This is a genomic window from Flavobacterium sp. AC267, assembly GCF_979258715.1.
Map to the genome: position 1 here is coordinate 389947 of NZ_OZ409875.1, position 20715 is coordinate 410661.

The following is a 20715-nucleotide window of genomic DNA, read 5'->3' on the forward strand; positions in this document are numbered from 1 at the left end:
ATATATTACGAGACATATTTTGGCCGGTTTAGGACATTTGGTAAAATTAACTAAAAATGAAACTGCTAAAAGCGATGAAATCACTAATACCGGAATTCCATTTTTAGATAATAAGTTTCTAGAATATTATAAATCAAGAACTAAAAACTTAAAAACTACCGACAAATTAATCTGGATCAATCCGTATTCTGATCTTCATTATTTGTATACGAGAAGTTTTTATTTAGAAAAATATCCTCTTTCTGATACTTTGAAGAAAGCGACAAAACTATATTTGGAAACGGCTAAAAAAGATTGGCTGAATTATTCTCTTTATGAAAAAGGTTTAACAGCTTTAACTTTGAATCGTTTTGGAGAAAAAGAAAGTGCCAAAAAAATCATCGAAAGTCTTAAAGAAACTGCATCAAACAACGAAGATTGGGGAATGTACTGGATCGCCAATAAATCGGGCTGGTATTGGTATCAGGCGCCGATAGAAACTCAGGCATTATTAATTGAGGCTTTCGCCGAAGTTGCGAACGACACCAAATCTGTCGATGCGATGAAAGTTTGGTTATTAAAAAACAAACAAACCAAAAACTGGCCAACCACAAAATCAACAACCGAAGCGATTTATGCTTTATTAATGCAGGGAACTAATTGGCTTTCTGTAAAAGACAATACCATTATTAAACTTGGAGATGAAAAGATTATAACCAAAAAACTTTCTGAAAATCAAAAAGAAGCCGAAACAGGCTACATCAAATTAAACTGGAAAGCCGACGAAGTGAAGAAAGAAATGGCGACCATAAAAATTGAGAACAAATCTAAAGTTCCAGCTTTTGGCGGCGTTTACTGGCAGTATTTTGAAGATCTGGATAAGATTAAAAACAATTCGGGTTCTGTTTTATCGATTTCTAAGGAATTATATCTAAAGAAAAACACTTTAAAAGGAGATCAATTAGAAAAAATCACTTCTAAAAATCCTTTAAATACAGGAGATTTAGTTACAGTCAGATTAATAATTACAGCCAAAGAAGACACTGAATACATCCATTTGAAAGATATGAGAGCTTCGTGTTTTGAACCTGTAAATGTTCTTTCAGAATATCAATACAAAGATCGACTAGGGTTTTATATGAGCACCAAAGATGCTGCAACACATTTCTTCTTTGATCAAATCAACAAAGGAACTTATGTTTTAGAATATGATATTCGAGTAAATAACAGCGGTGAATTTTCAAATGGAATAACTACTATTCAAAGTATGTATGCTCCGGAATTTACAAGTCACACAAAAGGGATTCGAGTGAAAGTTAATTAATAAAATCCCAATTTTTAAATTCCAAATTCCAAGGAAATGAGATAAAAAAACCTAACAGTTTTAATCCTGTTAGGTTTTGAATTTTTATTTTACATCGAACTATATAATCCCAATAGTTTCCATTTTTTTAACAATTTGGAATTTGGGATTTATAAATTGGAATTTAAAATCAGATTATTTCACAATCGTCAATTCGTCAATAATGTTTTTAGCTCCAGCGTATTTGTCAATAATCCAAAGTACATAACGAATATCAACATTGATCGTTCTTTGTAATTTAGGATCAAAAATAACGTCTCCTGCCATAGCTTCGATGTTACCATCAAAAGCAATTCCGATTAACTCTCCTTTTCCGTTAAGAACAGGTGAACCAGAGTTTCCTCCAGTAATATCGTTATCTGTCAAGAAGTTTACTGGCATATATCCTGCTTTATCAGCATATTGTCCGTAATCCTTTTTCTTGTTCAATTCTAATAAACGAGATGGTAAATCAAATTCCTGATCTCCTGCTTTGTATTTTTTCACCATACTTTCCATTGTAGTATAGTTATTAATTTTAGCATCATCATTACGAGTATCTGCAGGTAAAGCGCGAACTTTTCCGTAAGTCAATCTTAAAGTTGAGTTTGCATCTGGATATTTAACTGCGTTCAATTTTGATTCTCTTAAACCTTCTACCAATTTACGGTAAGCAGTTGCAAAACCATCATCAGCTTTTGCCTGATCGTCTGTTTTAGAACGGTATTTTGTCAACAAATCATTAGAAATAATATACAACGGGTCGTGTACAATTGCTAATGGTTTTGGATCTGCCAAAAATGCTAATACTTTTTCTTTAGTTGTAAAATAACTAATCTCTGTTGCTTTTGCTACATCTGCAGTAAAATCACCATTATTTGTCGCTTTCATTTTTGCAACTTCTGATGCAAGTCCGTACTCAGCGACTTTAGAAGCATATAAATTCAATTGTGCAGTTAAAGCATCTTTTTCTAATGGAGCGTAAAACTCGCCATAGATGCTTTCTACCAATGCATTAATTTTAGGAAGCATTTCTGCTTTCTTAGCATCATTTTCTTTGTAGTAAGCGATTAATGCATTTCCTAAGTTTGCAGGTCCTGTTGCATAACTAGAAGTACGTAAAAGTTGGGTCAAGTAATTATCATGACGCGCTTTTAAGTTTGTTTCTCTGTAATAATCGTTAATAGTAGGAATTACGTTTTCGTACTTTTCTTTATTCGCAGGTTTAGTTGCCCACTCATAGAATTTATCTTCTTGTCTTGCCTTTGTATCAACAGTTCCAGCTTTTGTCAACGCATCAATCATACCTTGACGGTTTTTCCAATAGTTAGCTGTCGAAGCATATTTAGAAGCATATTGTAAACGAACAGTAGCATCTTTATCCATATACTTTTTCATTTGGTCCATTCCGGTTTTTGCACCTTCAACCCAAGCAGGATAAGCATATTTAATATTTTGTTCGATTCCGCCGGCCGGCATCCAACGGTTTGTTCTACCTGGATAACCTAAAATCATAGCAAAATCATTTTCTTTTACCCCTTTAATACTTACAGGTAAATAATGTTTTGGTTGCAAAGGCACATTGTCCTTAGAATACGCTGCAGGGTTTCCGCTTTTATCAGCGTATACTCTAAACATAGAGAAATCTCCAGTTTGACGAGGCCACTCCCAGTTATCTGTATCACCTCCAAATTTACCAACGCTTTCAGGAGGAGTTCCCACTAAACGAACGTCTGTATAATCTTGGTAAACGAAATAGTAATATTCATTTCCTTGAAAGAAAGGACGAACAGAAACAGTATATTTTCCGTTTTCGCTGTTTTCTTTTTCGATTAAGCTGATCTCTTGCTGAATAACTTTGTTTCTTTCTGTTTCTGTCATAGTATCATTTACTTTAGACAAAATTCTTTTAGAAACATCATCCATACGAACAAAGAAACGAACGTATAAAGATTTTGGTTTCATTTCAGCGCTTCTTTCTTTTGCCCAAAAACCATCTTTCAAATAGTTTTGTTCTGCAGATGAAAGTTCTGCAATTGCGTTGTAACCACAATGGTGATTTGTTAAAACCAAACCGTCTTTAGAAACGATTTCAGCTGTACAACCTCCATTAAATTGTACAATTGCATCTTTTAAACTATGATTGTTAATGCTGTAAATTTCTTCGGCTGTCAATTGCAAGCCCATTTTTTCCATATCTCTATGGTTTAATCTTTCGATAAACATCAAGAACCACATTCCTTCATCGGCTCTTACTGGAAAAGCCATAAGGCACATGGTCAAGAATAAAACTACTTTTTTCATGTTATTTTATTTAAGTGATGCGAATATAACTCATTTTCGCAAAAAAAATAAACAGAACATCAAAAAACAAAACATAATAAATCAATTACTGCATGATTTTGCGAATTTCATAATTTTAGTAAGACAATAATAAAGTTTAAAATCTAAAAATAAAGACATAAAAACAAATAAAATTATTTATTAAAGTAATTTAAAATTTTAAAACGTAGGATTATTTATAAAAATTAACTTTCAAATAAACTTTTAACAATTAATATATTTCCTACAAAATGTTTTCATTTAAATTTGCGATCCAATTAAATAAATGAAAAATGAAAAAATTATTAACAGCGCTTGTTATATTAGTTACAACTATTGCAAGTGCACAAAAAAATTCTATCTTACTAGGTGGAAATGTTGGATTCTCTTCAGAGAAAATTGGTGATTCTAAATTGGAAAATTTTGAGTTCTCTCCAAAAGTTGGATATCAATTTTCGGAAAATTGGACAGTTGGTGTTGAAGGTTCTATTATGAATTTTAAAACTATAGGAACAGACAAAACTGAGAAATACAAAATTGGAGGTTTTGTACGTTATTCAACTCCACTTTCTGAATTATTTGCTTTTTATGTAGATTTAGGTGCAGGATACCAAAACACTTCACTAAACAATGCAAAAGGAATGTATGCAAGTGTAACGCCAGCTTTATTTATCAATATGAAAAATGGCTTTGGTCTTAATTTTTCTATTGGAGGTGTTAACTACGATAATCTTGACGGAAAAAATGATCCAAGACAACAACATTTAGGTTTTGATTTTGGAAAAACTTTAAACATTGGAGTTTCTAAAAACTTCGGATTATAACTTTAGGATTTAAGTTAAAAAGTAGATCCCATTATACTTTTTGTTTTCCGCGCAAAAAGTAAAAAACCCGGCAATTTCCATTGTCGGGTTTTTATGTAATATAAAGTATATGCTACTCGTTAAGCATTTTCCAAAGTTTATCTTTCAAATCAGTTAAACCTTGCTGTGCAACTGATGATATAAACATATACGGAACATCTTTGAATGTTACGTCTAGTTCTGCTTTCAATTCTGCTTTTAATTCATCATCAAGCATATCGCATTTAGAAATAACCAAAAGACGTTCTTTATCCAGCATTTCAGGATTATATTTGGTTAATTCGTTAACCAAAATATCATATTCTGCTTTAATATCCGGAGTATCAACTGGAACTAAAAATAGTAAAGTTGAATTACGCTCGATATGTCTTAAAAAATAATGTCCAAGACCTTTTCCTTCTGCAAGCACCTTCAATAATTCCAGGAATATCAGCAATTACGAAAGATTGGAAATCTCTGTAAGCCACAATTCCTAAATTTGGTTTTAGGGTTGTAAAAGGATAATCGGCGATTTTTGGTTTTGCCGAAGTTAAAACAGATAATAAAGTAGATTTTCCTGCATTAGGAAAACCAACTAAACCAACATCTGCCAAAACTTTAAGCTCCAGAATTACATCTATTTCTACACCAAGTAAACCTGGCTGTGCGTAACGAGGTGTTTGGTTTGTTGAACTTCTAAAATGCCAGTTTCCTAAACCTCCTTTTCCTCCTCTTGCCAGAATTTGTTTTTCTCCGTGTTCTGTAATTTCAAAAAGTGTTTCGCCTGTTTCTTTGTCTTTTACAACAGTTCCCAACGGCACTTCAATAATTTTATCGTCTCCGTCTGCACCGGTACTACGGTCTCCACCACCATCTCCACCGTGTCCAGCTTTGACGTGACGCGCAAACTTTAAATGAAATAATGTCCAAAGTCCTTTATTCCCAACTAAATATACATGTCCTCCGCGACCTCCATCTCCTCCGTCTGGACCACCTTTTTCAATAAATTTCTCTCTATGTAAATGCGTAGATCCTTTTCCTCCTTTTCCGGAAGAAACATATATCTTAACGTAATCTACAAAATTCCCTTCTGTCATTTTTCTGAATTTCAGATTTTAGATTTTAAATTTTAGATTGCTCTAAATTCGTTCTCTAAATTCTATTGTTTTTAGTACTCAGTCTCAGTCTCCGTTTTCAGTGCAAACTGCAAGTGAAAATTGAGACTGAAAACTATTTTTTTATATTCACTATCAGTTTAAATTTCCAGTATAACTGCGACTGAAAACCGAGACTGAAAACTCTTTTTTTTATATTCAATCTCAGTCTAAATTTCCAGTATAACTGCCACTGAAAACCGAGACTGAAAACTATTTTTTTTTATATTCAATCTCAGTCTAAATTTCCAGCATAACTGCGACTGAAAACCGAGACTGAAGACTTTTTTCTCTACTCTTTAAGCGCTTTCACAAGCACTTTATCAATTTTTACGCCATCCATGTCAACTACTTCTAGGACGAATTTTTGCCAAAATAACTTCTCTCCTTCTTTTGGAATATGAGAAAGCTCAGTCATAATCATACCGCTTACGGTGTTTACTTCGTAATCGTTTGTCAATTCGTCTAACTCAAAATAAGTTAAGAAGTCGTGTAACGAATAATGTCCGTCAACCAGCCATGAACCGTCTTCTCTTTCTATAAGCTGGAATTCATCTTTATAAAATTCAGATGCATCTCCAACTAGTGCTTCTAAGATATCGTTCAATGTAATCAAACCTTGAAAAACACCATATTCATCTGAAACTAAAGCGTAATGAACGCCTGTTTTTTTGAAATTTTCCAGCGCTTTGTAAGCCGTTGTCTGTTCCATTAAATAAGGTGCATCAGAAACTATAGCTGACAAATCGAAATTATCATTTTCTATACTAGCGAAGATGTTTTTTAGCGTTACTACTCCAACAATATCATCGTAATTATCATTATAAACTGGGTAAACAGTATGCAGATCCTGAACTACTAATTCTTTGATCTTTTCTTTATCTGCTTTTAATGGCGGCATGTCAACCGACTTACGGTGCGTCATTAAAGAGTTTACTTTTCTATCTCCAATGTGAAAAACACGTTCCACAATATCTTGTTCAATTTCTTGAACTTCCCCAACTTCGGTTCCCTCTTTAATTATTGCTTTAATTTCTTCTTCGGTCACTTTTCCGTCGGCAGTTGGTTTGATCTGAAAAACATTCAATAAAAAATCTGTCGAAGAGGTTAGCGACCAGATAAAAGGTGCTGTTATTATCGAAATTACTTTCATTGGCATTGCAACCATTTTTGCAATTGCTTCTGGGTAATTTAATCCGATTCGTTTTGGAAGCAATTCTCCTAAAACCAACGAGAAGAAAGTTAAAATTACAACTACAATTCCAACCGCTACAGAATGTGCATAAGGTTTTAGAACTGCAAAACCGGCAACGAAAAGTTCAACATCTGCGGTTACTTTATCTCCAGAGTAAATACCCGTCAAAATTCCGATTAAGGTAATTCCGATTTGTACTGTAGACAAAAATTTATTTGGGGAATTGGCTAAATCAAGTGCTGTTCTAGCACTTTTATTGCCTTTTTTCGTCGCTGTTTCAAGCCTGTTTTTACGGGCCGAAATCAATGCGATTTCAGACATGGAGAAAACTCCGTTTAGTAGAATTAGAAAAAATATAATTAGTATTTCCAATTGATAGGGGATTCGTTATAAAATGGTCTTGTTAAATGCAATTTGTACTCTTAATTTATTCTAGCCCAGATGGAAGTGAAAAGCCCGGAGCTAAAAAAACTAATTTTTCCTGCCGTAAAACAGCGACCGGAGGAAGCTCGTTTTAGGGTTTGGAAAAATAGTTTTTTTAGCGAGGACTTGTAACGCACAGCTGGAAAAAGCTTCTACAAATTATCTATAACTGACGTTAAGCGCTCTGTAATTTGTTCAATTGTTCCGATACCGTCTACGGCATGAAACTTATTTTGTTCTTTGTAATATCCAATTAGCGACGCTGTTTTCTCATTGTATTCCTGATATCTCACACGAATTTTCTCTTCGTCTTGGTCATCAGCTCTACCGCTTGTTTTTCCTCTTTCTAATAAACGTGCAACTAAAATTTCATCATCAGCCTCTAAAGCGATTGTTGCTGTTACGCTTGATCCAATTGTTGGTAAAAATTTATCTAAAGCCTCAGCCTGATCGATTGTTCTTGGATAACCGTCGAACAAAAATCCAGCTGTTTCAGGGTGTTTTTTTACCTCATCAATTAACATTGCAGTTGTTACTTCGCATGGAACTAATTCTCCATTATCCATAAAAACTCTTGCTTTTTTACCTAGTTCTGTGTCATTTTTTAAATTAAAACGAAAAATATCTCCTGTTGAAAGATGTGTTAAATTATATTTTTCTTTTAAAAATTCTGCCTGAGTTCCTTTTCCTGCTCCAGGCTTTCCAAATAAAACGATGTTAATCATAATTGAAATGAGTGTTGTTACTTCTAATTTTTGTCAGAAGTTTTTAAATGAATATATAGTTGTGTTTTTTTATTCTGCTAATTTATAGACTTCTGTCAAGTTTCGTCCCAAACCATCGTAGTCTAAACCGTAGCCTACAATAAATTTGTTTGGAATTCGAACTCCAACATAATCTATCTTGATGTCTTTTTTATAAGCTTCTGGTTTAAAGAATAAAGTGGCAATTTTAAAATGCTTTACATTTCTTTCTTTAAACAAACGTTTCAATTCTTCGATCGTATTTCCCGTATCGATAATATCTTCTATAATTATAACCGTTCTTCCAGTCAAATCTTGGTTGATTCCTATTAATTCTTTAACAGAATTAGTAGTTTCGGTTCCTTCATACGATGCCATTTTGATAAATGAAACCTCGCATGGTTTTTTGTATTTTTTCAAAAAATCTGACACTACCATAAAAGCGCCATTTAAAACTCCAATAAAAATTGGTGTATCATCTCCAAAATCATCCTCTACCTGAGCCACCATTTTAGTTAAAGCAAAATCAATTTCTTTAGCCGAAATAAACGGAACAAATTGTTTATCGTGAAGTTGTATCATTATTTTTCATTTTAAAATAATGCACAAAGATACAGAATTACAACTTAACTGCTTCTATCAAAATGGAGTGTATCCTGATATTTTTTACGAATGTTAAATATCAGTTAATAATTACAAATTATTTTTTGATGCCGTTTTTAATTTGAGTAAATTGTTGTTGTATAAATATTTAACTCCAAAATTTCAAATGAAAACATCCTTATCGCTATTCTCAATATCATTATTAGCACTAATGACCTCATGTAACGGACAAGTTAAAAAAGAAGAAAAAGAAGCTTTGGCCAAGCGACCCAATACAACTGTAAAAACTGCCATTGGAGATCTTACGCTTCCTCCGCCCTATGCGACAGAATCTAAAACCAAAAATAGTAAAGTTATTGGCTGGCCTGCCGGCATAACGCCAAAAGCACCCGCAGGTTTTACTGTAACGAAGTTTGCTGACGGATTTGAGAATCCGCGTTGGACTTATATTGCGCCAAACCAAGATATTTTTGTTGTAGAAAGCGAGCACAAGATCGAGCAAAAATCAAATTACTGTTTTACGTGATAAAGATAAAGACGGAAAGTTTGAAACCCGAGAAGTTTTTATAACTGGATTAAACAAACCTTTTGGAATGCTGGTTCTAAAAGACTTTTTCTATATTGCCAATACAGACGGTTTATACCGTTATCCTTATAAAAATAATCCGCTGAAATTGGAAACAAAAGGCGAAAAAATTCTTGAACTTCCTGCCGGGGGTTACAACAATCACTGGACTAGAAATTTACTCGCAAGTGCGGACGGAAGCAAAATTTATGTTTCTGTAGGTTCTGGAAGTAATGTTGGTGAAAACGGAATGGACAAAGAAGTACGCCGTGCGACTATTTTAGAAATTAATCCTGATGGAACTGGCGAGAAAATTTTTGCATCAGGTTTGAGAAATCCAGTTGGAATGGATTGGAATCCAGCCAATAAAGAACTATGGACAGCTGTAAATGAGCGCGATGAATTAGGCGATGATTTAGTTCCTGATTATATAACAAGTGTAAAAAGAGATGGTTTCTACGGATGGCCGTATTCTTATTTTGGAAGTATTCCTGATCCAAGATTAAAAGGCGAAAGAAAAGATTTAGTCGAAAAAGCAATTGTACCTGATGTTCCTGTGGGTCCTCATACCGCTTCACTAGGATTGGCATTTTATACTAAAGATGCTTTTCCTGCTAAATATAAAAATGGAGCTTTCGTTGGGCGACATGGTTCTTGGAACCGCTCTAAAATTTCGGGTTATAAAGTGCTGTTTGTTCCTTTTAAAGACGGAAAACCTTCAGGAAAACCAGAAGATTTTTTAACTGGTTTTATTTCTGATAATGATAAAGCCGAAGTTTACGGACGCCCAGTTGCGGTTACTGTTATGAATGACGGATCGCTTTTGGTGAATGATGACAGCGGAAATACAATTTGGAAAGTTACTACTAAGTAAATTCCAAATTTTAAATTCCAAATTCCAAGAAATTCAAACTTTAAAAGATTTTAAACACATAGAGACATAGATTTTTGTTTCGTAGAATAAGATTGAAAAGAAAACTCGTTTTCACACATAGCTATGTGACTTTAATAAAAGTGAAACGCCTTTTTTGCCTCAATAAGATCTATGTTTCTATGTGTTAAAATAAGTTCCAATATTAATCTGTTAAGATAAAATTCCAAGAATTGCTACATAAAATATGTTTTTAAAAAAATACGTTTTCCTAATTATTGTGTTTTCGATTCTACAAAATCTAATTGCACAGGAAAAAGAAGTTCGAAATATTGATTCTGTAAAAACCGAAAAACTAAATGAAGTTTTAATTAGTCCGCTTCATTTAAATCGTGATTTACAAAACAGCCCCGCTTCTATTGGTATTTTATCCGAGAAAGAATTACTTCGAAACAATACTACAGACATCAGCAATATTATTAATACGATTCCAGGTGTTTTTATGCAGTCGTCTAATATTACTACTACAAGAATTTCGATTCGAGGTATTGGTGCCAGAACTCCGTATGGAACTAATAAAATTAGGGCTTTTTACGGAAGTATTCCGCTGACTTCTGGAAACAGCGAAACAGTAATCGACGACATTGATCTTCAAAACATCAATCAGATTGAAGTTATAAAAGGGTAGCTTTCTAGTATTTATGGCGCTGGATTGGGCGGTGCCATTTTAATTTCGCCTCAAACTTTAAAAAAAGGCGAATATCAGGCTGAAGTTAGTTCTGTTTTTGGTTCTTATGGATTATTGAAAAACAGAATCAGTTTTGATTTGAATGAAAAAAGTTCTTCACTAAATCTGACGTATCATAATTTAAAGACAGATGGCTGGCGGGAAAACAGCGCTTACAATCGCGAAGGAGTTACACTTTCGGGAGAATTATTCAGGACTAAAAACAGCAAGCTGACGTATCTTTCTAATTATACTTATTTAAAAGCTTATATTCCGAGTTCTATCAACAAAGCTACTTTTGAAAATAATCCGCAGGCTGGTGCGCCGACTTGGGTTGCGGCAAAAGGATTTAAAGAATACAAATCGACTTTGGGAGGCTTGGCTTATGATTTTAAAATAAACGATCACCTCAACAATTCGACTTCTGTTTTTATTAATTATAAAGACAGTAACGAACCTCGACCTTTTGATATTCTGCGTCAATATACTTTTGGTGCCGGCGCAAGAACTCAATTTTCCGGTGATTTTAAAATTGGAAAAATCAACAATCAGTTTATTGGCGGTATTGAATATTTTAGAGATAATTACAATGGTAATACTTTTGAAAATCTATATCAGCAGAATAACGGAAACGGGAGTCTGCAAGGCGATCAACTTACAGCAACCAGTCAAAAAAGACATTTTTACAATATATTTTCACAAATTAGAACTTTACTTTCTGATGAATTTGAAATTCAAGCAGGTTTAAATTACAATAAAACCAAATTTGAACTTCAAAATGATTTTCCCGCTTCCGCGAATAATCCGAAGGAACAATACAGTTACGATGGGATTTTTTCGCCTCAAATTTCTTTTTTATTCAAACCAAATGAAATTCAGACCTTTTACTTTTCTGCAAGCCGTGGATTTTCACTTCCAGCAACCGAAGAAACTTTAACCAGCACCGGAACGATCAATCAAGACATTAAACCAGAAACGGGTTATAATTTTGAATTGGGCGGAAAACTTCATTTTTTCAGCAAAAAATTATATACCGAAATTGCCGTTTACAGAATGGAAATTAAAGATTTATTGGTCGCAAAAAGAATTGGCGACGATCAATATGAAGGTGTAAATGCAGGTAAAACTTTTCATGAAGGAATAGAAATTTCATTAAAACACAATTGGCCGATTAATCCAATTTTCAATTTAAATTCTTATATCGGAGCATCAATAGGGAAATATGAATTTAAAGAATATGTAGACAATGGAAATGACTATTCTGGAAATAAATTAACGGGAGTTCCAGCAAATACCGCCAGTGCAGGTTTTACTTTAAACACCAATTCGGGATTTTACTTTACTGCCGATTTCCAGTTTACAGATAAAATTCCGCTAAACGATTCTAATGCTGATTATTCTGATTCTTATTCGCTCTTAAATCTAAAAACGGGTTATCAATTTGAAATTATATCAAACTTAAAAGCACATTTTGATTTTGGTGTAAATAATGTCACAAACTCCAAATATGCTTCAATGATTCTAACGAATGCAACCGCAGTAGGAAATGCACAACCAAGATTTTATTATCCAGGATTACCTATAAATTATTTCGGAATTATCTCACTAAATTACTTATTTTAGCATAGTATTTTAATACCACAAAACAATGCTTTCTGAATTGCAAAAAAAACTGGATTATGTAAACGCTTATAGAGAAAATCGTCTTAAAGCGACACAGGATATTTTAGAAAATCCCGCACTTTTTGCCGAACTAGTTTCAATTTGTTTTACTCCATCAGACAAAAACAACCATAAAGCCTGCTGGATTTTAGAATTTGTCTCTTATGAAGAATTAAATTGGTCGCAACCACATTTGGATTTTTTTTGTTCCAATTTAAAAATTTTAAAAGATGAAAGTTCGTCGCGCCCGATTGCAAAGGTGGTACAGCTTCTTATAAAATCACATTATAAGAAAAATGAAAACTGTATCACTCTTTCCGAAAATAACTTACAAGATATTATAGAAGCCTCTTTCGATTGGTTAATTACAGATGTTAAAGTTGCTACAAAAGCTTATTCTATTAGAACGTTATATGTTTTGGGCAATTATTACGATTGGATCCATCCCGAACTCAAAGTAATTATTGATAAAGATTATGCAGATCATTCGAGTCGCTTATAAAGCGGTTGCAAAAGAAGTTTTAAAGAAAATAAAATAGTTTAAGTTGCCACGAATTACACCAATTTTCACTAAATAAATTTAAAATTGAGTTAAAGAAAAATTTGTGAAAATTGGTGTAATTCGTGGCAAACAAAAAAATCTTTTTTAATCCTTTAATCTGTGGCAAAACTTAAAAAAAAAATAGTTTGTGGAAATTTGCGATAAAAAATCAATCAAATTTTATAAAAACATTATTTTACGTACATTTGTAAAAACTTTACGTATATGAATACCAAACTCACTTTATCGCTCGAGAAAGAAGTTATTGAACAAGCGAAATTGTATGCGAAAAAAACAGGCAGAAGCTTATCTGAACTGGTAGAAAGTTATTTTAAAAATCTGACTGAAAAAACAGAAACATACGACGATATTCATCCGAAAGTTAAAAAACTCATTGGAAGAATTACTTTACCGCCAGATTTTGATGAAGAAAAAATAAAAGAAGAACACTATAGAGAAAAATATGGCTTTTAAAAATATTTTTCTCGATACTAATATACTGGTTGATATTGTTGCTAATAGGTTTCCGTTTTCAAAAAACGCAATTTCGATTTTTGATTACTGTCAACGACATAAAATTAAAATGCATTCTACATCTCACTCTATTGCAACCGTACATTATATTGCAAAAAAAGTTGTTGATGAAAAAGAACTACGTTCGATTATTGAAGATTTATTAGACACAATTTCAATAATTGCGGTAACAGAATCAATCTTAAAAAAAAGTTTAAAATCCAATCATAAAGATTTTGAAGATGCCATTCAAATAACATCTGCTCAATCAATAAATTCAATGGATTGTATTATTACCAGAGATTTGAAAGATTTTAAATTTTCAGAGATCAATGTATTTACTCCAGATGAATTTCTAAATACACTATAAACAATGAATTATTTTTCTTCTGATTTTAAATTAGGAATATTAGGCGACGGACAATTGGGTAAAATGCTTTTGTCTGACACCAGAAAATTTGACATACAAACTTATGTTTTAGATCCTAGTGACGAAGCGCCGAGTAAAATTGCCTGCAATAAATTCTTCCAAGGTGATTTAATGGATTATGAAACCGTTTACAATTTTGGAAAACAAGTCGATGTTCTTACTTTTGAAATTGAATTGGTTAACCTTGAAGCTTTAACGCAGTTAGAAAATGAAGGCGTAAAAGTTTATCCATCTCCAAAAACTTTAAAAGGAATTCAAAATAAAGGAACTCAAAAAGATTTTTATACGGAAAGCAATATTCCGACCGGCCGCGTATTTACGATTTGAAAGTCCGTCACATTTGCAAAAATCCGTTGGAAATAATGAAATCACAATTCCGTTTGTATGGAAATGCACCGAATTTGGTTACGACGGAAATGGCGTAAAAGTAATTCGTCAAATTTCTGACATGGACGATTTACCAAATGTAGAATGTATTGCAGAAACAATGGTTCCGTTTAAAAATGAATTGGCGGTTATTGTGGTAAGAAATCCATCTGGAGAAATAAAAACGTATCCAGTTGTAGAAATGGAATTTCATCCAGAAGCCAATCAAGTAGAGTATGTAATCTGCCCTGCAAGAATTGATGAAAAAGTGGCCGAAAAAGCGAGAGCGATTGCTTTAAATGTTTCGGAAAAATTCAATCACGTTGGACTTTTGGCTGTTGAAATGTTTCAAACTCAAGAAGATGAAATTTTAGTAAACGAAGTAGCGCCTCGTCCACACAATTCTGGACATTATTCAATAGAAGCAAGTTATACTTCACAATTCGAAAATCATTTACGTGCGATTCTAGATCTTCCTTTAGGAAATACCGAAAGTAAAGTTGCCGGAGTTATGGTAAACTTAGTTGGTGCCGAAGGCTTTTCTGGAGATGTAGTTTATGAAAACATCGAAACTATTTTAGGATGGGACGGCGTTACACCACATATTTATGGTAAAAAACAAACGCGTCCGTTCAGAAAAATGGGGCATGTTACAATCGTAAATGAAAACATGGTTGAAGCAAGACGAATTGCGGAGAAGGTTAAGAACACTATTAAGGTGATCAGTGAGCAGTAATTAGTGATCAGATTTTAGTCGCAGTCGCAGTTTTTAGTCTAAAATGCAATTATTTTTTAATTAGCTTTGTAAAAATTCAATAAATGAAAATTTCAAAATTACATATCGATCAGTTTAGGCATTTAGAGAATTTAGATTTTGATTTCACTTATCCTAAAGATTTCCATATTGAAGAAAAAAGAGGAAAACCTTTAGACAAAATATGTTTTATTGGGCAAAGTGCTACTGGTAAAACTGGATTGTTACAATTGATTTATGATCATTCTATTAATCTTTTAAATTTAGAACTCATAAACGGTCAAATATTCAGATTAAAAAATAACCTAAATAAAAGTGAAGTTACTTTCTTAATAGAAAATGATGTTTTTCATTTAAAAAACAATAAAGTTTGGTTCAAAAACCGCATCTATCGAAATGATTTTAATAGCGGAGGTGGACAAGTAATTAGTTTAATTCCAAAACAAGATAAAAAAGATGTTTTTTACTTTAAAGCAAATTTAGTATCCGATCAAAACATAAATTTTCTTTCAACTAATCCAATCGAATTAATAGAAAAACATAGTAACGAACTTCAAGTTATTAAACAGGAATTTCAGGAGAGAGGTAACCGTTTTTTAATGGAAGAAAATTATGGTTTATTATTTAATGATAATGTGGATACGAAAATTTGGCTTCATCTGTTAGTAGATTATCTAAATTATCGAAAAAACTTTACTCAAAAAATGTCTGAATTAATCCATAAGGGTTTTATTAATGATGTAAATAAATTGAGTTCAGAATTTAACAAATGGCAAAAGGACAATCCAAACAGATTAGAGTCGTTTACGAAGGAGTTTAATTATATTTTAGAACATTTAAATTTAGAAGTTGATCTTGTAAACACCGAATATTCTGTACCAATAAAAAACAAAGGAAGAGAGGAAATTATTCCGTTTCAAGAAACAAGTACTGGAACAAAACAACTTCTATTGACATCTTTACCCTTATATTCATTAGAAACTACAGGTTCACTAATTTTAATAGATGAACCTGAACGGTCATTATATCCAAATATTCAGATGGAAGTAATGGATTATTATAAAAAACTTGCTCCAGAATCACAATTTATTGTCGCTACACATTCCCTTTTATTGCCGCTTCGTTTGAACCAGAAGAGCGTTTTATTTTGTATTTTGATACAGAGGGAAAAGTAGCGGTTCGTAGAGGAACTTCTCCAATTGGTGATGATCCAAATGATATGCTTTATAATGATTTTGGGATTGATTATATAAATAAATATGGCAAAAAAGTATATAATGAATATCTTGAGAAAAGAAGACAATTGCTGTTTGAAGAAAATGAAGAAGTAAAACAAAAACTTCAAAATGAAATTGAATCTATTGGAGATAAATATAATTTTTAATGAATGAAAAGAGTTTTAAAATCTCCGCTTTCTTTAATTATTTCTGACAAAATCATTTATAAATCTAAGGGCGATAATTCTAAGTTAGGTTTACTTCTTTTAAAAGAACAAAAAGGATTTTGTGCTTATACAGAACATTACATCGGATTTGATGATGCAAATGACACCGAGCATTTTAATCCAAATTTAAAAGACCAGCTAGAAGATAATTATTATAACTGGTATAAAGTCAAACATCTTCCAAATCAGAGAAAAACTAATAATTGGATAGAACCAATATTAATGCCTTATGCGGAAGATTTTGAAAGTAGAATTATCTATGATGAAGGTGAATATTTTGCAAAACCTAATGATAATGAAGCAAATAATCTTATAATTCTTTTAGACTTAAATAATCAAAAAAGAGTTGAAGACAGAAAAAATTATATAAAGAGAAGAAGAGAATCTATAAATGACAGAAAGCTTCAGACTGATATAGACATAAAAAAATATTTTCAGGACAAAATTGATAATGAAATTAATTCAATCTGTTATTTAAGAGCAATTCAAGAAGAATTCAAAATAGATATTTGGAACATGATTCCAGAACTAAAATAAAAAATCAGTCTTAGTTTCAAGTCCTAACTAAAACTTTGAAACAAAATAAACAAAAAACAAAAAATGAGTAAAGTAGCCATTATAATGGGAAGCATCTCAGACATGCCAGTTATGCAGGATGCCATCGACATATTAAAACAATTTAATATTGAAGTTGAAGTAGATATCGTTTCGGCTCACAGAACGCCGGAAAAATTATTCGACTTTAGTAAAAATGCACACACTCGCGGTATTTCCGTAATTATCGCTGGAGCTGGAGGCGTCGCACATTTACCGGGAATGGTAGCTTCAATGTCACCGCTTCCTGTAATTGGAGTTCCTGTAAAATCAAGTAATTCGATTGATGGATGGGATTCTGTTTTATCGATTCTGCAAATGCCGGGCGGTGTTCCTGTTGCAACGGTAGCTTTGAACGGCGCAAAAAATGCTGGAATTTTAGCGGCGCAAATCATCGGAAGTCACGATAAAAAAGTACTTGATACGATTATTTCTTATAAAGAAGAATTGAAAGTCGCAGTTAATAAAGCGGCTGAAGGATTGAAATAGTTTTCAGTTTTCAGTAACAGTTTTCAATGTAAACTGAGCACTTCTCAATTCCTGCAAGGTTTTGGAAACCTTGCAGGATAAAAGATAAAGGCTTCACATTACGTGAAGCCTTTATCTTTTTAATAATTTATCTCTCTGAAACTAAGCGACATCCTCTACTTCCTCCAAAACAGATTCAAATTCGTATTCTGTAATATCTTCTTTATTGATCCAATTCTCTGAGGTAACTAAACTGTAGTTTAGATCATCTTGAGTATTCAACTCCCAAACAATACCTTCAGCTTCTGGAAAAGGGATATTTTGAGAAATTTGATTTTCGAATAATCTTTTAATCAGATTTCTGTCTGATAATCCATTGTTCAATAATTTCAGCACATTTTCAGCTGTTAACTTTTGTGTTTCGCCATCGGTTGGTGTCATTGAAAAGTGAACAACAGAAGCTTTTGCATTTGGAAATTTCCCATTATACGCTTTAAAAAGCAATTGATTGACATGAAATAAAGTTCCCTGCATGTGTATTTCTGGATATTCCTCGCAAACTTTATCAATTAACATATTGTTCGAAATCTGCTCAATTTGTCCTTCGCTCAATTGATCTCCTAATTTATATTCTAAAACAATCTGTGCTGCTTCATTAGGTTCATAATCAGAAATCGCCATTTCTAGTAATTCCGGCAGACTGCTTTTTTCTGCCGTCGCTCCATCGGGATAATTGAATTTACCTAATAACTGAATAAAATCTTTATCAGACCAATATCCTTCCACTTCATTTACTGTATCTATATTCTTAATTACAACTTGATAATTCATAGTTTTAATTTTTATAATTACGATTAGTATTTTATAATTCTAACCTTTTTCTCAATTTACGCTTTTAAAACCGCCTTCGGCAATAAATAACATATCTATAACACAATTTAAGAGAGTTTTATGTCCAGAATGAATTCTTTATAGCGAATTAGATTTTTATAAATTGTTATCTTTGGAATTCAAAAATTTGACTTCAATTAATAAAAAATAGTATATCATAATGAGTGTTTTACTTTCAAAATTTATAACGAAACATAATACTGCACCTTTTTCTCAAATTAAAATCGAAGATTACGTTCCTGCTTTTCAAGAAGGAATTGTTTTGGCTAAAGCTGAAATCGATGCCATCGTAAACAATCCAGAAGCGCCGACTTTTGAAAACACAATCGTGGCAATGGATTTTTCGGGTGATATTTTAGATCGTCTTTCGAGTATTTTCTTCAATTTGAATTCGGCTGAAACGAATGACGAAATGCAGAAAATCGCGCAGGAAGTTTCGCCTTTACTTTCAGAATTTGGAAATGACATTCGTCTAAATGTCGCTTTATTTGCAAAAGTAAAAGCCGTTTACGATCAAAAAGAAAGTTTCAACCTCAACGCAGAACAAACGACTTTATTAGATAAAAAATACAAAAGCTTTTCTAGAAACGGAGCGAATCTGCCAGAAGACAAGAAAAATCAATTAAGAGAAATTGACAAAGAATTATCGAAATTGAGTTTACAGTTTGGTGAAAATGTTTTAGCAGAAACCAATGCTTTTGAATTGCATTTAACAGATGAAAAAGATCTATCTGGTTTACCTGAAGGCACAATTGAAGCCGCAAGATTATTAGCCAAAAATCAAGAAAAAGAAGGCTGGATTTTCACTTTAGATCATCCAAGTTATGTTCCGTTTTTGACTTATGCGGATAATCGCGAACTGCGTAAAAAAATGGCGATTGCTTTTGGTGCAAAAGCTTTTCAGAATAACGAATTCGATAATCAGGAAAATGTCTTAAAAATTGCAAAATTACGTTTTGAAAGAGCTAATTTATTAGGTTACAAAACTCACGCACATTTTGTTTTGGAAGAAAGAATGGCCGAAAGTCCTGAGAGAGTTTTCTCTTTCTTAAATGATTTATTAGCAAAAGCAAAACCGGCGACTCAAAAGAATTTGCAGAATTAACTGCTTTCGCGAAAGAGCTGGACGGAATCGAGCAATTAGAAAAATGGGACGGCGCTTATTATTCTGAAAAATTAAAACAACAGCTTTTTAATTTAGATGATGAAAAACTGAAACCTTATTTTCAATTAGAAAAAGTTTTAGACGGCGCCTTTACGGTTGCCAAAAAATTATACGGTTTAACTTTTACTGAGGTTTTTGACATTGATAAATACCACGAAGAAGTTACCACTTATGAAGTTCGTGATGCTGAAAACAATTTGGTTTCTATTTTCTATGCGGATTTCTTCCCAAGAAAAGGAAAAAGAAACGGCGCTTGGATGACTTCGTTTAAATCGCAATATGTAAAAGACGGCGTAAACGAAAGACCGCACATTTCGAACGTTTGTAACTTTACAAAACCAACCGAAACAAAACCTTCATTATTGACTTTTAATGAAGTGACCACTTTATTCCACGAATTTGGTCACGGGTCGCACGGAATGCTCGCTGATACAGTTTATCCAAGTTTATCTGGAACTTCTGTTTACTGGGATTTTGTAGAATTACCAAGCCAGATTATGGAAAACTGGTGTTACGAACCAGAAGCTTTGGCTTTGTTCGCCAATCATTATGAAACCGGAGAAATTATTCCGATTGAATATGTTCAGAAAATTAAAGAAAGTGCGAGTTTCCAAGAAGGTTTAGCAACTTTACGTCAATTAAGTTTTGGACTTTTAGACATGGCTTGGCACGGACAAGATCCAACTTCAATTACAGATTTAAAAACTTTCGAAACAGAACAATTTGCGAATACACAATTGTATCCTGATGTAAAAGAAAATGCGATGAGTACTGCCTTTTCTCATATTTTCCAAGGCGGTTATTCTTCTGGATATTACAGCTACAAATGGGCAGAAGTTTTGGATGCTGATGCTTTTGAATATTTTCAGGAAAACGGTATTTTCAATGAAGAAGTGGCAAAGAAATTCAAAGACAATGTTCTTTCTAAAGGAGGAACAGAACACCCAATGACTTTATACAAACGTTTTAGAGGTCAAGAACCAAAACCGGAAGCTTTATTGAAGAGAGCAGGATTGTTATAATTTTAAGATTTCAGATCTTAGATTTTAGATTATATCCGAAGTAGAAATACTTCGGATTTTTAATTTGATTTTGTCTGAAAATAAAATTGGCTATCTTCG

General features: G+C 32.8%; 16 protein-coding genes and 4 pseudogenes. 14 read left to right on the forward strand and 6 right to left on the reverse strand.

The genetic code is table 11. The annotated features are described in order from the left end of the window. Positions 1-19 precede the first annotated feature (19 nt). Complete coding sequence (locus ACZZ95_RS02180) at positions 20-1303, forward strand: alpha-2-macroglobulin family protein (RefSeq protein ID WP_463467845.1); 1284 nt, start codon at positions 20-22, stop codon at positions 1301-1303. A 174-nt stretch (positions 1304-1477) separates the two neighbouring features. Here the strand turns inward: ACZZ95_RS02180 and ACZZ95_RS02185 are convergent, their stop codons facing one another. After that, positions 1478-3625, reverse strand: a complete 2148-nt coding sequence (locus tag ACZZ95_RS02185) for a S46 family peptidase (protein ID WP_463467846.1) — start codon at positions 3623-3625, stop codon at positions 1478-1480. A 311-nt stretch (positions 3626-3936) separates the two neighbouring features. Here ACZZ95_RS02185 and ACZZ95_RS02190 point away from each other — a divergent pair, with 311 nt between their 5' ends. Next, positions 3937-4467, forward strand: a complete 531-nt coding sequence (locus tag ACZZ95_RS02190) for an outer membrane beta-barrel protein (RefSeq protein ID WP_463467847.1) — start codon at positions 3937-3939, stop codon at positions 4465-4467. Positions 4468-4579: 112 nt separating this feature from the next. Here the strand turns inward: ACZZ95_RS02190 and obgE are convergent. The 4 genes and pseudogenes from obgE to hpt all read right to left on the reverse strand — a co-directional run bounded on the left by obgE (position 4580) and on the right by hpt (position 8582). Continuing rightward, positions 4580-5582: pseudogene (gene obgE / locus ACZZ95_RS02195) on the reverse strand (GTPase ObgE). A 349-nt stretch (positions 5583-5931) separates the two neighbouring features. Further along, positions 5932-7206, reverse strand: a complete 1275-nt coding sequence (locus ACZZ95_RS02200) for a hemolysin family protein (RefSeq protein ID WP_463467848.1) — start codon at positions 7204-7206, stop codon at positions 5932-5934. 203 nt (positions 7207-7409) lie between these two features. Then, positions 7410-7982 carry an adenylate kinase gene (locus ACZZ95_RS02205; RefSeq protein WP_463467849.1) on the reverse strand — a complete coding sequence of 191 codons (573 nt, stop codon included), beginning with the start codon at positions 7980-7982 and terminating at the stop codon, positions 7410-7412. A gap of 69 nt (positions 7983-8051) precedes the next feature. Continuing rightward, complete coding sequence (gene hpt, locus ACZZ95_RS02210; RefSeq protein WP_095952383.1) at positions 8052-8582, reverse strand: hypoxanthine phosphoribosyltransferase; 531 nt, start codon at positions 8580-8582, stop codon at positions 8052-8054. Between the two features lie 187 nt (positions 8583-8769). Between hpt and ACZZ95_RS02215 the strand changes: the two are divergent. The 11 genes and pseudogenes from ACZZ95_RS02215 (at position 8770) to purE (ending at position 17559) form a co-directional block, all read left to right on the forward strand. Continuing rightward, a pseudogene (locus tag ACZZ95_RS02215) lies at positions 8770-10042 on the forward strand (PQQ-dependent sugar dehydrogenase). Between the two features lie 244 nt (positions 10043-10286). Beyond that, positions 10287-10727 (forward strand): TonB-dependent receptor plug domain-containing protein, encoded by a 441-nt coding sequence (locus ACZZ95_RS02220; RefSeq protein WP_463467850.1) that lies wholly within the window; start codon positions 10287-10289, stop codon positions 10725-10727. Positions 10728-10751: 24 nt separating this feature from the next. Continuing rightward, entirely contained in the window at positions 10752-12389 is a 1638-nt protein-coding gene (locus ACZZ95_RS02225; protein ID WP_463467851.1) for a TonB-dependent receptor domain-containing protein, read from the forward strand. Positions 12390-12414: 25 nt separating this feature from the next. Continuing rightward, complete coding sequence (locus tag ACZZ95_RS02230) at positions 12415-12930, forward strand: hypothetical protein (RefSeq protein ID WP_463467852.1); 516 nt, start codon at positions 12415-12417, stop codon at positions 12928-12930. 264 nt (positions 12931-13194) lie between these two features. Next, the gene (locus tag ACZZ95_RS02235) at positions 13195-13443 is read left to right on the forward strand and encodes a DUF6364 family protein (RefSeq protein ID WP_095952386.1); all 249 of its coding nucleotides are present in this window, start codon (positions 13195-13197) and stop codon (positions 13441-13443) included. Next, positions 13433-13852: a type II toxin-antitoxin system VapC family toxin gene (locus ACZZ95_RS02240; RefSeq protein WP_095952387.1), complete on the forward strand. Its 420-nt coding sequence runs from the start codon at positions 13433-13435 to the stop codon at positions 13850-13852. Before ACZZ95_RS02235 ends, ACZZ95_RS02240 begins: the two co-directional genes overlap by 11 nt. Before the next feature lie 3 nt (positions 13853-13855). Beyond that, positions 13856-15014, forward strand: a pseudogene (locus tag ACZZ95_RS02245) (5-(carboxyamino)imidazole ribonucleotide synthase). Between the two features lie 83 nt (positions 15015-15097). Continuing rightward, a complete protein-coding gene (locus ACZZ95_RS02250) occupies positions 15098-16207 on the forward strand; it encodes an AAA family ATPase (RefSeq protein ID WP_463467853.1) in 1110 nt (369 codons plus the stop codon). Next, complete coding sequence (locus ACZZ95_RS02255; protein WP_463467854.1) at positions 16180-16416, forward strand: hypothetical protein; 237 nt, start codon at positions 16180-16182, stop codon at positions 16414-16416. Before ACZZ95_RS02250 ends, ACZZ95_RS02255 begins: the two co-directional genes overlap by 28 nt. Before the next feature lie 3 nt (positions 16417-16419). Continuing rightward, positions 16420-17013: a hypothetical protein gene (locus ACZZ95_RS02260; RefSeq protein ID WP_463467855.1), complete on the forward strand. Its 594-nt coding sequence runs from the start codon at positions 16420-16422 to the stop codon at positions 17011-17013. Positions 17014-17076: 63 nt separating this feature from the next. Continuing rightward, complete coding sequence (purE, locus tag ACZZ95_RS02265; RefSeq protein ID WP_463467856.1) at positions 17077-17559, forward strand: 5-(carboxyamino)imidazole ribonucleotide mutase; 483 nt, start codon at positions 17077-17079, stop codon at positions 17557-17559. A 141-nt stretch (positions 17560-17700) separates the two neighbouring features. On the opposite strand, the gene ACZZ95_RS02270 is transcribed toward purE, so the two are convergent. Beyond that, positions 17701-18369, reverse strand: coding sequence for a hypothetical protein (locus ACZZ95_RS02270; RefSeq protein WP_463467857.1), 669 nt, complete (start codon positions 18367-18369; stop codon positions 17701-17703). A gap of 220 nt (positions 18370-18589) precedes the next feature. Between ACZZ95_RS02270 and ACZZ95_RS02275 the strand changes: the two are divergent. Next, positions 18590-20616, forward strand: a pseudogene (locus ACZZ95_RS02275) (M3 family metallopeptidase). Positions 20617-20715: the final 99 nt, after the last annotated feature.